The 14,199-nt window shown below is 40.6% G+C and carries 12 protein-coding genes; 2 read left to right on the top strand and 10 right to left on the bottom strand.

The features are described from left to right. The first annotated feature begins 464 nt into the window (after window positions 1-464). The gene (locus tag FO440_RS16130) at window positions 465-3,221 is read left to right on the top strand and encodes a PKD domain-containing protein (protein WP_144249320.1); all 2,757 of its coding nucleotides are present in this window, start codon (window positions 465-467) and stop codon (window positions 3,219-3,221) included. Between the two features lie 17 nt (window positions 3,222-3,238). On the opposite strand, the gene FO440_RS16125 is transcribed toward FO440_RS16130, so the two are convergent. The 6 genes from FO440_RS16125 to FO440_RS16100 form a co-directional block, all read right to left on the bottom strand. Then, window positions 3,239-3,484, bottom strand: coding sequence for a hypothetical protein (locus FO440_RS16125; RefSeq protein WP_144249319.1), 246 nt, complete (start codon window positions 3,482-3,484; stop codon window positions 3,239-3,241). Window positions 3,485-3,673: 189 nt separating this feature from the next. Continuing rightward, complete coding sequence (locus FO440_RS16120; RefSeq protein ID WP_144249318.1) at window positions 3,674-4,459, bottom strand: 3-keto-disaccharide hydrolase; 786 nt, start codon at window positions 4,457-4,459, stop codon at window positions 3,674-3,676. Between the two features lie 121 nt (window positions 4,460-4,580). Continuing rightward, window positions 4,581-5,957 carry an MATE family efflux transporter gene (locus tag FO440_RS16115; RefSeq protein ID WP_246104245.1) on the bottom strand — a complete coding sequence of 459 codons (1,377 nt, stop codon included), beginning with the start codon at window positions 5,955-5,957 and terminating at the stop codon, window positions 4,581-4,583. A gap of 23 nt (window positions 5,958-5,980) precedes the next feature. After that, window positions 5,981-6,193 carry a hypothetical protein gene (locus FO440_RS16110; RefSeq protein WP_144249317.1) on the bottom strand — a complete coding sequence of 71 codons (213 nt, stop codon included), beginning with the start codon at window positions 6,191-6,193 and terminating at the stop codon, window positions 5,981-5,983. A gap of 11 nt (window positions 6,194-6,204) precedes the next feature. After that, complete coding sequence (locus FO440_RS16105) at window positions 6,205-6,702, bottom strand: DinB family protein (protein ID WP_222104000.1); 498 nt, start codon at window positions 6,700-6,702, stop codon at window positions 6,205-6,207. A 55-nt stretch (window positions 6,703-6,757) separates the two neighbouring features. Continuing rightward, entirely contained in the window at window positions 6,758-7,183 is a 426-nt protein-coding gene (locus FO440_RS16100; RefSeq protein WP_144249315.1) for a VOC family protein, read from the bottom strand. Between the two features lie 139 nt (window positions 7,184-7,322). On the opposite strand from FO440_RS16100, the gene FO440_RS16095 reads away from it, so the two are divergent. Further along, window positions 7,323-8,300 (top strand): GlxA family transcriptional regulator, encoded by a 978-nt coding sequence (locus FO440_RS16095; protein ID WP_246104244.1) that lies wholly within the window; start codon window positions 7,323-7,325, stop codon window positions 8,298-8,300. Here the strand turns inward: FO440_RS16095 and FO440_RS16090 are convergent, their stop codons facing one another. From FO440_RS16090 to FO440_RS16075, 4 genes are all read right to left on the bottom strand, one after another. Further along, a complete protein-coding gene (locus FO440_RS16090; RefSeq protein ID WP_144249314.1) occupies window positions 8,301-10,115 on the bottom strand; it encodes an OmpA family protein in 1,815 nt (604 codons plus the stop codon). A 9-nt stretch (window positions 10,116-10,124) separates the two neighbouring features. Continuing rightward, complete coding sequence (locus tag FO440_RS16085) at window positions 10,125-11,093, bottom strand: PorP/SprF family type IX secretion system membrane protein (protein WP_144249313.1); 969 nt, start codon at window positions 11,091-11,093, stop codon at window positions 10,125-10,127. 11 nt (window positions 11,094-11,104) lie between these two features. Further along, on the bottom strand, window positions 11,105-13,642 hold the full coding sequence (locus FO440_RS16080) for a T9SS type B sorting domain-containing protein (protein ID WP_144249312.1): 2,538 nt from the start codon (window positions 13,640-13,642) through the stop codon (window positions 11,105-11,107). A 222-nt stretch (window positions 13,643-13,864) separates the two neighbouring features. Continuing rightward, window positions 13,865-14,158, bottom strand: a complete 294-nt coding sequence (locus FO440_RS16075) for a YXWGXW repeat-containing protein (RefSeq protein WP_144249311.1) — start codon at window positions 14,156-14,158, stop codon at window positions 13,865-13,867. Between the last annotated feature and the right edge of the window lie 41 nt (window positions 14,159-14,199).

Genomic DNA, 14,199 nt, shown 5'->3' with positions numbered 1-14,199 from the left:
TTTAATGGCATCCAGAAAAAGAAGGTTTTAACTAAACTGCCCCTTGGTACTCGATCTTCCATTTGTTTTTTGCATTTGGGGCAAACAGGATAGTGCCTGGTATTTGTTTGATTGTCTTGTTGATCTTGTAACGGCAGAACCATGAGTAATACAAATAAGGGGTGTGTTGTATTTTTATATTAATATTGTTACACAAATGTAAATGTTTACACGCGAATAAATATTAAATAATTATTAAAATTTTCCTCTAAAGCAAGGTTTGTTGTCAATATTTGGTCATAAATAGGTTGTGTTTTAGTGACATTGCTTTTTAAGAAAAAATTATACATATAAACGTTATTCATTTTCTTGCGTTTTTTGCTCATGTCTGTTAAAAAATAGAAGATTTACGAGGATTGGTGCTAGGTATCCGTCTGATTTGTAATATATTTATCCTTACCAATTAATAAATCACCAGATTACCAATGCCAGAATGCTTTGATAGCATAACTTTTTATAAAAACTTGCGTGTAATTATTTATGCCAGCTTATTACTTTTTAGTTTTAGCTATCAAAGTTATGCCCAAAGTTTGGGTGATCCTATTGTTCATATAACCTTTGGCTCGGGTGTTAATCAATATGCCGGGGCTTTAAAGCCTGATTCAGGTATTACGACGTATCAATATGTACATATATCCCCTGAAGATGATTTTTATACTATAGCTAATTCTACTGAAGGTATGAACCCCGGTTGGGTTCGCACAACTGACCATACGGGTGATCCTAACGGTTACATGATGATTGTTAACGCCAGTTATGACCCCGGCCTTTTTTATACCCGAACTGTTAACGGCTTATGTGGTAGTACGACGTATCAGTTTGGTGCGTTTATAAAAAATATTTGCATTGGCGGCATTCTACCTAATGTAACATTTGAAATTGAAGCTTTGGATGGCACACCTTTACTCTCATTTGGTACGGGAGATATTGCAAATAATAACTGGAAACAATATGCTTCTACATTCAAAACCCCTGCAAGTGCAAATTCTGTTGTGATAAAAATGATCAATAATGCACCGGGCGGTGGGGGTAATGACCTTGCTATTGACGACATTACCTTTAGCCCGTATGGTACAACAATAGGCATTGCTGTTGATCAAGGTGTCAAAACATATTGTGCAAATACGCCGGAACTCATAACTATTAAAACTACTAACATGCTTGATAAGGGTTTTAGTCAAAAGCTTCAACAGTTAGTCAATGGTGTATGGGTTGATCAGGGAATTGGAGGGACAGATCCTTCGTTCACTTTTCCGTCGCCGACAGTTGCCGGCTATTATTCCTACAGACTGGTAAAGGGGGACGCTGGTAGTATTAATATTTCAAAATGTGTTGTGGCATCAAACCAGATCGATATATTGGTATTCCCCCCACCAGTGGCTGCTTTTTCGGTTGCCGAGACGATATGCCAGGGCGATACCTCTGTTTTTAAAGACTTGTCGACAGAATCGGTATCAACAATTGCCAGCCGCAAATGGGATTTTGGTGATGGGCAAACATCAACGGAGGAAAATCCATCACATCTCTATAAAACTCCCGGCGACAAAACCGTAACATTAACGGTATCTAATCAAAATGAATGTACAGAAACAGCTACTAAAATTATCCATGTTATCCCGTATGTTAACGTTGATTTTGATACATCCACACCCGATTGTGAAACAAGAGCAGTAACATTTACAGATAAATCCGTTAGCCCCGAAGGTAAGATCATATCACGCGTATGGGATTACGGCGACAGCACCACAGAAACCAAAACCGATAATACACCGTTTCAGCATATTTATGCCAAAGCAGATTATTATGTGGTTAAACTTACCATTAAAACAGATAAAGGCTGTACAACAACATTTAGCAAAAGCATTAAAATAAGCCCCTTACCGGTGGTTAATTTCACACTGCCAAAGGTTTGCTATGCAGACCTGTCGGCAACATTTACAGACAGCACTACCATAGCTGATAACAATATTGCCGACTTTACTTATCTGTGGGATTTTGGTGACCCTAATGCCACGGCTAACAACCCAAATACATCAACATTAAAGAATCCGCAACATTATTATGGACAGATTAGACAATACCAGGTAAAACTTACTATTACCTCGGCCGATGGGTGTGTTGTAAGCACCACCAAAACACTCCAGGTAAACGGATCGCCCATACCTGATTTTGATGTGATTAAAGACCAACCATTATGTGCTAACCGCGATGTTTTCTTTGTAAATAATTCAAAAGCCACTATTGGAAACATCACAAAATTGATCTGGTATTTTGATACTACTGATCTCTCTGTACAGGAAATAGATAATGATCCTCATCCAGGTAAAATGTACCGGCATACTTACCCTCAAACGGGTAGAACTTATACTGTAAGGCTTGAGGCATTTACTGGGGATGCAGATGTTTGCCACGAAGTTAAAGAGCAAACTATAACTGTTTTACAACCACCTGTAATTAGCTTCGCACCACCAGACTCGGTTTGTTTAAATAATGGCCCGGTACAGCTTACATCAATTGAAAATACGGGCAGTGCTGGTACGGTGGCTTACACCGGAACGGGAGTGAGTGGTACTGTATTTGATCCGGTGGTTGCAGGCCTTGGTACTTTTCCCATAACTTGCATTTACACTTCAGTTAACAACTGTGCCGATACGCTTACAAAAAATATTACTGTTAAACCAATACCTACTGTTGATGCCGGGCCGGATGCAACCATACTTGCAGGAGGGGCAACCACTTTACATGCTACCGCGACCGGCGATAGTGTTACTTATTCATGGTACCCGGCAACAGGTTTAAGTAATAGCCATATCCCAGATCCGGTAGTTAGCTTAAATGACGATCAGAAATATATACTTACCGTAACCAATGCAGAAGGATGTTCTGTGACTGATAGTTTAAAAGTAAAGGTTTTACAGTTGCCGGTTGTGCCTAATACCTTTACGCCAAATAATGATGGCGTAAATGATACATGGGTGATAAAATACCTGGATACTTATATAGATTGTACTGTTGATGTGTTTAACCGTTATGGGCAGAAAGTATATACATCGCTTGGTTATAAAATACCGTGGAATGGACGATTCAATAATGCTGAGTTACCTGTAGGTGTTTATTACTATATTATTAACCCCAGGCATGGGCGAAAGACTTTATCCGGTTATGTTACTATAATCCGGTAAATTTAAATGTGAGATTTTTAAGATGCCAATGATGCCGTGTTTCCAGGCGGCAAGATCATAGTGTCAATAAATTCTCCAATCGCTTTTAATGTGTAGCTGTCCAGGTAATCTTCATTACGCTGCATCCATTCGCTGCCTAATTTATAAAGCATGGCTGCTTTTCCGTTTATTCTAACTTTCCACACCCGCCAGTTTTTAAAATAACCGGTAGTTATTTCAATAAGGTGTGTAGTACCATCGGCCAATTTCACTTTATAATTCATGTTGTGATGATTAAATAATTTGAAAAGTCGAAGTTTTATCAAATGGCAACAGGATTTTTAATTAATACGACGCAATTTATAGATTATTGCACTACACAGGTGTTAATATTTGTTAATGTTTTAATTTCTTATAAAAAGTAAAAAGCAATGGATTGATACTCAAGAAATATCAATCCATTGCTTTAAAAATTATTCTCTTATCCAGATGTTCCGGTAACTGATGGGCGCGCTTTTGTCGCCATGTGCCTGTAACCTTAATGGGGCGGGACCATGCTGGGTATAAACGTGTTGCTTATCAGTAGAAGTGGCACCTTTAATCGCTACATTGTTTTGAACCAATACGCCATTAAAGAAAATAGTAACCCTTGCAGGTGTTTTAACTGTACCGTCCTCATTAAATTCAGGGGCGGTATAAGCGATATCATAAACGTTCCATTCACCCGCTTTGTGTGCCGGGTTTACTAATGGAATAGACTCGCGATATACGCTTCCTGCCATCCCGTTTGTATAGGTTTTGTTATCGTTATTGTAAGTATCCAAAACCTGTATCTCATACTTTCCTGACAAGAAAATACCGCTGTTGCCTCTTGCCTGTCCGGTACCTGTAATGTCTACAGGTATTTTCCATTCAATATGTAGCTGATAGCTGGTAAACTTTTTCTTAGTCTCAATGTCACCGGTCGATTTGTCAACCGTAAGCACATCACCGTTAATTTTCCATTTCGCAGCTGATTGATCAGAGGCTGACTCCCATGCGTCAAGGTTTTTTCCATCAAACAATATTATAGCGTCAGAAGGCGCCGTACCAAAAGTTTTGCCTGGTGTAACAACATTTGGTACAGGGCTAAAGATCTCGGCATTTGTTGGGTTTGAAGAAGCAAGGTTGGCTTGATTGATTGTGGCCGTAGTTGTTTGCCCATACACAATTGGCGATAAGCAGAACAACGCTGCTGTTAAAATCAGGTTATATTTCATGAGGTTATTTTTGGTTACCTCAAATCTATCAGATTTTTGTATCAGTTTAAAACACTAACAATTATAGTTTTTAAATTAATAATTAAAGCTAACGTAACATTACATTTACTTAACCGGCAAATTATATTTTAACCTCTTTCCATTTTCCCTTCTTGAAATAATACCAGGCAGCCAAAGCGAGTAAAGTTTCTGCTATGGGGATGGATATAAACGCCCCTGTGGCTTTCATGTCTAGTTTTTCAGAAAGATAATAAGCCAACGGTATTTGTATCAACCAAAAACAAACGAAATTTATCCAGGTAGGGGTTTTGGTATCGCCTGCACCGTTTAAAGCCTGGGTCATTACCATGCCTATCCCATAAAAAATATATGCCGAACCAAAGATTTGCAAGGCTTGCACACCAAATTTAACAACGGCCACATCCTTTGTGAAGATATTAATGATAGGGCTTGAGAATAATAAAAAAACAACCATTACTATCCCCATAAAAATGGCATTATACTTCGCGGTTATCATAACGCTTTTTTCGGCGCGGTCAATTTCTTTTGCACCAAGATTTTGGCCAAGTAAAGTAGCAGCGGCATTACTCAAGCCCCATGCCGGCAAAATAAAAAAGACCACATTACGTATGGCAACCTGGTAACCTGCAGATGCGGCTGTCCCGCCGGTCTCTGCTACAAGCCGGGCTACAACTATCCAACTGCCGCTGGATATTATAAATTGCAATGTGGCGGGCCATGCAATTTTAATAATGGTTTTGATAACAGGCGAATCAAAATTAAAATGCGAGGCCGTAAATTTTACAATACCGTTTCCTTTAATTAAATGGTAGCACTGGTATATTACGCCCGATGTGCGGCCTGTAACAGTTGCCATGGCAGCGCCCTTTAAACCAAAAAAATGGATCAGGATAGGGCATAAGATGATATTGGTCAAACTGGCTATCCACAAACTTTTCATGGCCATTGCGGCATTACCCGCGCCACGGAATATGCCATTAATGAGGAAGATCAGGATTATAACCAGGCTGCCGCCAAACATGATGCGCGTAAATATGGCGCCATCGGCAACTACTTCTTTACTCGCGCCCATCAGTCCTAAAATATCGCCGGCATATATCATACCGGTAACGGTTAACACTGCTGAAATGATGAACGCGATAATCAGCGATTGCGCGCCGGCATGGGCTGCACCGTCTGCATTTTTTTCACCGATACGCCGGGCCACTACAGCACCTGCGCCTGTACTTAAGCCTATGGCAATAGAGTAAACTATGGTGATAACAGATTCTGTTAACCCAACGCTGGCAATGGCATTTTGTCCCAGTTTACCCACAAAGAAGATGTCGACCAGGGCGAATACGCTCTCGAGGCTTAGCTCCAGTATCATAGGTACTGCCAGCAAGAATACCGCCTTGCGGATACTGCCCGTGGTATAATCCTGGGTTTCGCCATTAAGCGACTGGCGGATTACAGAAATAATGTTTTTTATAGTCACTATGAAAAGGTCAGTTTAAATTATCAGGTCAATACCTCGCAGGTGTACCCGTGTGCATTCAGTATTTCAATTATTCTTTCGGGAATTACTTTCCGTGCTTCCACACGAAGGATCTTGTCACAATCCTCCATATCAAAATTTACCCGACTTTCAGGGAAATGATCCAAAACTTTCCGGATCAGTATTTCGGAAGATTCAACCTCGTCGACATTTGTTTTAAAAACCTCTACAGTCATAGGCAAATTATTTATCCGGCTAATGCTTTTGCTATATTTTTTAATTGAAAGATATGCCGTTGTGTATGGTATATATAGAACCAGATAAACTCCAACCGTGTAAATTCACCAAAGCCCGGTATCTCAAACGCGGTGCAGGTTAAAGACAGATCAAGCGTTTTTACAGCATTGATCAGGCCTGTAAATTTATTGTTTACAATATCCAGCATTTCTGCCTTGCTATGCTGTTTGCCTGACGGATAAATAAAACCGGGCGATTCCATTTTAATCTCCATATTCAAAAAAAGTTTGGCTGTTTCAGCTATCTTATCGTCAGGGCTACGCGGTGTTGGTTTTGTTTCGCCGTACAGCATATCTACTCCAACAGCATTTATAATATGCTCTGTAACCTGCGAGGGTGTCCAGCAGCTTTCAAAAGGAATGGCATTAAAGTCATCCTCGCTTATTGACGAAATTAGATTTGTCAGTTCGCTTTTTGTGTCTTGCAGTTCTTTTAACAGATCTTTCATAGCTATGCGGTTTTTAATATGCGACCTTAACCGCGGCAGGTTCATTGGTTAAACTCTATTTTTGATTCTCATCATAATTTACCATCCATTTTACACCGAATTTATCGGTAAGCATACCAAATGTTGCTCCCCAAAACATTTTCTCTAATGGTACTTCTACTTGTGCTCCTGCTGCCAGTCCATTAAATATAGCGTTTGTTTCTTCAATACTTTCCGGAGCGATAGCAATAGAAAGATGGTTCCCGAAAGTTAGTGTTTGCCCGGCGGATTCCAGGACATCGGTACCCATCAGCATATTATCGCCAACCATTAAAGCGACGTGCATAATGCGTTCTTTATCTTCGGCAGACATACTATCACCATGTGGTGTGTCTTTAAAACGTTGTAGCACTAAAAACTCGCCGCCAAATACGGACTTGTAAAAGTTAAATGCTTCTTCAGTGTTACCTAAAAAGTTTAAATAAGGATTGATCTTAGCCATGATGTAATGTTTTAAAGTGTGGTTTATGTTTTTTTGATAATACTAAGGTAAGGGCAATTTATCAGATTTAAGGTGTGTATAAATGTCAACTATAGGGGGTATTCAGGACATTTTTTTATATTTATCGCATACTAAACTAATGCAGATGATACAATTAGGCATTTTATTGACCAACAGGTACAGGCTATTAAGCGTAGCTGCTATCCTTGATGTTTTTGAGAGTGTAAACCGGTTTTACGCTGACGATGATAAAGCCCCTGCTTTTAATATTTCGCTGTTTTGTATGGACGAGATAGATACAAACCATGCTGCCGAATTTAAAGGTTACAGGATTGAGTCAATTTGCGAAGCACAAAAACAGGACCTTATATTTATACCCGCATTTAACGCGGCTAATATTGTACAGGCTATTGGCGAGAATCAAAAATACATTCCCTGGCTGCAACAGCAATTTAAGGCCGGTGCCGAATTGGCTTGTGTTTGCACCGGTGCATTCTTATTAGGAGCTACAGGGCTTTTAAACGGTAAAACAGCTACTACACATGTTGATGCCTGCCCGCAGTTTGCGCATGCCTTTCCAACTGTTAAATTGCAGGCCGACAAGGTTGTAACCGGCGATGGCGGTTTATATACCAGCGGGGGATCTACATCAAGCTTTCATTTAATGCTGCACCTGTTGCAAAAGTATTGCAGTAAAGATATTGCCGTGCGCACAGCCAAATTATTCTCTATCGATATGGATAGGGAACAGCAAACGTATTTCAGTACGTTTTCGCCGGTACAAGCGCATAATGACGAGTTGGTTGCCATGGCACAACAAAACATAGAAGCCGCGTACCATAATGCCGGCACTATTGAAGAATTGATCAAAGAAATACCCGGCAGCCGCAGAAATATAGCCCGCCGCTTTAAACAGGTAACCGGTATAACACCAATAGAATACCTGCAAAAAACAAGGATAGAGGCTGCCAAAAAACTATTAGTACAAACCAACCAGCAAATGACGGAGGTAATGATCAACTCTGGTTATAGCGACCCAAAAGCTTTCCGTAAAATATTCAGAAAAACTGTAGGCATGACACCGACAGGGTACCGCGAAAAGTTTTATATCAGCTAATTATTCGCTCAATATCCGTAATTCAGTTCTTCTATTCAACTGATGTTCTGCTTCGGTACAAAAACGGCCCTTGGTACAATTGTTTAACAAGCGTGTTTCGCCATACCCTCTGGGTACCAGCCTGTCTGACGCAATGCCACGCGCGACAAGATAATCAACTGCAGAATGCGCTCTGCGGATAGATAGCGCCATATTGTAAGCCGCAGGTGCGCGTGAATCTGTATGTGCGCCAACTTCAAGGCGTATGGTTGGGCGTTGTTTTAAAATTTGTACCAGTTCATCTAACTCTACAGCAGCATCAGGGCGAATATTAGATTTATCAAGGTTGTAATATATATTCTTGATAATAAAGCCGTCGCCCTTATTCAACGATACGATCCTTGCTAAAGGTTCTTGTGCAGACCTGTTAGCTAAAGTCGGCTTTCCATTTCCATTTTTAGATGAAGATGATACCTGTCCATTTTTTGCCGTCAAAGCATTTTTTGCCGGGTGCTTAGTTTCCGGCGGCGGTTTATAACCAAAACTATATACATCATCACTACCGCTGCCACCTTCACGGTTTGAAGAAAAGTAGCCGCTTAAACTATCGCGCGTTACAAAATAAAAGTCATCGCTGGTACTGTTAACCGGTGTTTTTAAGTTGACAGGCTTGATCCAGGTTGATTTTTCGCCTTTTGTTTTAAAGATGTCAAGCCCACCCATACCCGGTAACCCATTCGATGAAAAGTACAGGGTGTTGTTATCGTTTAAAGTCGGGAAAAACTCGTCTTCTTTAGTATTAATAACGTTACCACAGTTAACCGGTTGTCCCCAGGTGCCATCAGGTTGTTTAATGCAATACCAGATATCTGTTTTACCTTGCCCGCCGGGCATGTCAGATGTAAAGTAAATAACTTTTCCATCTTTAGATAAGGTTGCATGTCCAACCGAATACTCGTTTACGTTATTATATGGAAAGCTTTTAAAATTTGTCCACTTACCAGCCGTTTTAGTAGCTACGATCAATTGAAGGCGGCGGGTATATAACGACTCGGTACCACCGCTAACTTTTGCATCGACAGATAATTTTCCTTTAGGCAGGGTAGTGGTAATAGTGATGTAAGCAGTATCGCCCGAATTGGTGAGCACCATTGGCCCAACATTATAAACCGCCTCAAAAATGGGGTTCTTTTCTGTTTTTAATTCAAGCAGGCCAACACCGTTCTCGCCGGTTGTATGGTACATTTTGAAGTATCCATTACCGTTACGGTTATAAATATCATTTTTTTGCTTGGGCAAGATCCTGTCTGATGTAAAGACAAAACCACTCGGGCCTTCATAGTTTAATCCCCAGTCGGAGTATTTAGTATTATACTTTTGCTCATTGATAACGGTAAATGCGGTCGACGGGTTATTGATCCATTTTTCAGCCGAGTCGCAGGTAGCTAATTTAAAAGGCAACTGATCGCCGTTTTCTACCTGGTAATAAACTTTATACTGTTCACGTGCATCAGCGAACTTTTTATTTCGCAATAATACCTCGGCATAGTAAAAATGATCAATAATTGCCCCTTCGGGGTAGGCTATCGCTTTTTGATACCATATTTCGGCATTTTCATAATCATTCATCAGGCGATAGCAATCTGCAATGCGCTCAACAACAGCGTATTTTGGTTGGCTTTTGTTGGCTAATTCAAGATAAATGTTCAGGCTTTTAAAATACTCATAGCGTTCAAATAAATTATCAGCTAACTTTTGCTTGGTAGGCTGCTCTTGCGCGCTAACCCGGGCTAAAAAGGTAGTTGCTAATAGAATTATGAAAGCTACTTTCTTCATACGATCATCTTAAAAATAACGAGGGCTTAATATTCTGCCTTTCTTTCTTCCAAAACCTAAACTAAATGAAATTTCGTGCGATGCTGCCGGGTACCCGGCTACCTTACCGGCACCAATGTCATACGAGTAACCAAAGCGGCATAAAGGCGAAATGTTTATTGCTACAGCGGCGGTAAGCGCATCTGTTTTATTCAGATCGGTTTGTAAATTTGATTTTTTCCAGAGCGTAACAGCGGTGCTGTAAGATGCGCCCACCCATAATAGATCGCTTATTAAAAAGTAACTACCCGCATTTAAGTTGGTAGGGCCCTTAAAATCTTCCTTAAAAAGTACCGAAGGTTTCCAGTTAACCTGCGACGATACCGGGATGATAAATCCTGACGTTAAATACATTGCCCTAACGTTCTTTACGAATATTGAATTTGGGTCAGGCCTGTCATCAGGTATCAGGTTAAGAATTGATCCGCCAATATAAAATAACGGCGAATAATAATAGACACCAAACCTAAAATCTGACGAGATCTTATTTTGAACACCGGTAGAAAGGCTTGGGTCATTTGCATCTGTTGGAGTAAACAAGCTTTGATCAATGCTGTATTGTACAATCCCGGCGGCTATACCAAAACAAAGACGTTGTGAGTCGTCATTATTTAATTTTATGCGATAGGCATAGTTTGCATAGACAGACGAGTTGTTTTCCGGGCCCAGCCGGTCATTCATCACCAATAAGCCTAAGCCTATGTTTTTATTTTCTGAATCGGCAATACCATCAACAGATAAAGTATTGGTTACCGGCGCGCCATTAACACCCTGCCATTGCAGTCGGCTGCCAAGGTTTATAGTCCAATTATCTTTGTAGCCGGCATAAGCAGGGTTTACCGCTAAGCCATTAAAAATATACTGGCTTAGCTGCAGCGTTTGCTGTGCATAAGTTTTGCCAATGCCAAATAGTAGTATGAATAAGATATATTTTTTCATCAACCTCATCATCAGTGTTTTAAATATATCCAACCTTTAAACCTTTTTATTTTGCCGCTTGGGTCTTTTCTGTCAAACAAGTAATAATATGTTCCGTCTGACAAGCCTTGTCCGGCCCAGCTATTGTCATAATTGTCTGAATGATACACCTCATTGCCCCAACGATTATATATAGACAATTTACTGCCCGGATAAAAGCTAAGATCAGGTATGGTATAAGTATCATTTTTGCCATCACCATTAGGGGTGATCACGTTTGTGCCGCCAAGGTCAGGCGATGATACATTTACAACTACCGTATCTGCACAACCGTTGACATTGGTATAGGTAAATGTGTAACGGCCTATAGTTGTTAAACCGGATACGTTAGTCTGCTGGCTTGTCGGGTTGGCTATAACTGCTTTAGATGGTGTTTCGCCTACCTGTGCCCAGGCGCCGGCAGCATTAGCGCTTAATGTTGCGACGGTGTTTTTATCTACAGATTGATCAGGCCCAGCATCCGGCAGCGCTAAAAATGTACTGCTTACGGTTTTAATATTGTTACAACCTGCACCCGATGGATCTGAATCGCATTCGCCTGAAGCATCAGTTGGAACTGCTGAATCAGGATTTGTAGCATCAGGGTCTGTTATATCAGTGGTGCGCAAAATGCTTGCAGAAACATCTAACGAGCCTGTTGGTGTACCTGTAACCTTGCCTGATAAAGTAAATGTCCGTACGGATCCATTTGGTATGTCCATTATTGCCTTATAGCTACCGGCCTGTGTTGAATCGGCAGAAGTAATGGTGGTTGTACCTGTAGTAGCCGTGCTTGTTATTTTTACGCCGGTTAATTCTTTCGGATAAGTAAATGCAAACGTAGCTCCGGAAACATTGGTAGGGCCATTGTTTTTTACTATTGCAATATAATTGACATCTTGCCCAACACAGCCTGTTGTAATATCTGATTTTAAACTTACTACTTCCAGATCAGCTTCCTGTACAATGAAATTAATAGAAGCATTTACAGGCGCTGTACTTACATAGGCCCAGGTATCAATGCCTTTGTTGTCACCAAAATCTCCGGGCTGGTTAGCGGTAGCAGCCGGCGATCCCCATTTGTGTCCATTAATAAGGCTGTTTATACCTGTTAAGTTTTTAAGAGGAGAAGAGGCGACACTGCCGCTATCCGGAATGATTTTGCTGTCGTCCCAATAAACCGTATAATCCGGCGAATTACTTCCGGTTGTACGAGTAAGCTTAATACCATTAACGTTACGTTCAACATCGAAAAATGGAAAGTGAACCTCTGCCACAAACATGGTTAAGATAACGTTGGCATTATAGGCAGTACTGCTTGCAGGTACTTTGTTACCTGATCCGTCCAGGCCGTCCCATTTCACAGCATTTTGACCAATGATTGATACGCCTGATATTATTCTGTCAACAGGATCTGAAAATATCCCGTTTTTATTAACATCAATAAAAATAGTATATAATCCATTTGCGGTAGCTGTAAAATTGATAGTTCCTCCTAATGGGGCCGTCCCCATTTTTCCAGGTGTGCCTTCTGTTCCGACTGTTGTAAAAGCACTTACTGACGGAATAAAAGGTGGATTTATCAGCCATGTGGTTCCCCCGCCTGGAGTATTTGCATTTGCAGGCAGATCATTGGCAGGTGTGTTGAAAAATATTTTGTGCGTTACATCCGACTGAGTATCCGGAAGCCTGGGGTCATGAACCGGGGCATTCTCCAGGCTGTCAATGCTTAGATAGCTTGCTGTGCCATCAGCTTTTTTAAATCCTTTATTATTCGCAAAGAAACAAAAGCCATCACCGGCTTGACCGTTATTATCTAACACATACTGATAACCGTCGCGGGTAAGTACGTGGAAGATACCATTAAAACCCACATTAAATGATCCTAATATTCCGGAAAATACATTGGTAAACACGCGTCCGGTTAAAAATGCGGTATTACCTGTATTTCTTACAGAAACATCAAAGGCTGCAATATTCGGACCTATCGGTTGTGTCCAGGCGCTATTGGCCGGTAGTGTTATTGGAAGTATCTCTCCGTTAGAGCCGGTATTAGGAGATAAAAAATCTATTTCCCAGACACCTTCCTGGGCGGCTGTAACGATCTGTGTATATGCAGTGTAACCGCCGACATTAGGAGCAGGACCGGCTGCTTCCTGGTTTCTATTAACAATACGTCCTATTGTTTTTGATGAACCTGATGTGTAAGTGCCTCCATCCGGCGCTCTTAAATTAATGGTACCATTGCCCACGCCTTGTGCGCTTGAGCCTACATATATTGTTTCGCCGGCTTTAACGTATACTTTCATTGTACCTAATGTTGGGTACGGGAATGAGTCGGTAGAATATGGGCTTGAATAAAGGTATGCACGGTAACCACCGTTTGAGTTTAATTCCTTACTACCTTCACCGAGTAAAATTTGTGGCAGCAACAACAGTATTAAAAAATAGCTGAACAGCCATTTTTTGGAGTTAATGTTTAAATGGGATGCGTTATTTTTATCGTTCGAGGCCAAGTACAGTCGCCGCATTTTTTTAGGCTTGTTTATGGCTTAAATATATAGAAATATTGCAATACCGTAATTATTTAATATTAACATAAATTAAATATTAACAATACTAACACAACAGTTAAATAAATTGCCGCTAAAAACTATTGATATAAACGATATTTTGACCCGTAAATATTACTTATAATGACATATTGCCAATCAAAAACGGCCTGTTAATTTTTAATAACAGGCCGTTTTTGATTATCTCCAGTACCCTCTATGCCAGGCATAACCTCTTTGACCTGATACCCATCTGCCTCTTACCCAAGCCCTACGACCGTGAGGACGTTCCCAATGTCCGCCAACATATGCATATCGTCCGCCTTGCCAGATCCATTCGCCGTCTACCCAAACCGCGTTAGCATAAGGGGACACCGGCCTGACATAATAAGGTTCGACCGGGCGTGTCGCTACATAATAATATTGGCCCGTACATGAGGTTAATAAGCTGCCGGTTAAGGCTAATAATATTCCGAGTTTTGCAATGCTTTTCATTTTGTCAATATTTACTTTATTGACAATTGTTTTTTGAAAAA

Source organism: Mucilaginibacter corticis, assembly GCF_007558865.1.
Lineage (GTDB): Bacteria > Bacteroidota > Bacteroidia > Sphingobacteriales > Sphingobacteriaceae > Mucilaginibacter > Mucilaginibacter corticis.
Note: the sequence above shows the minus strand (reverse complement) of the source record. Positions and strands in the feature narration are given on the sequence as shown.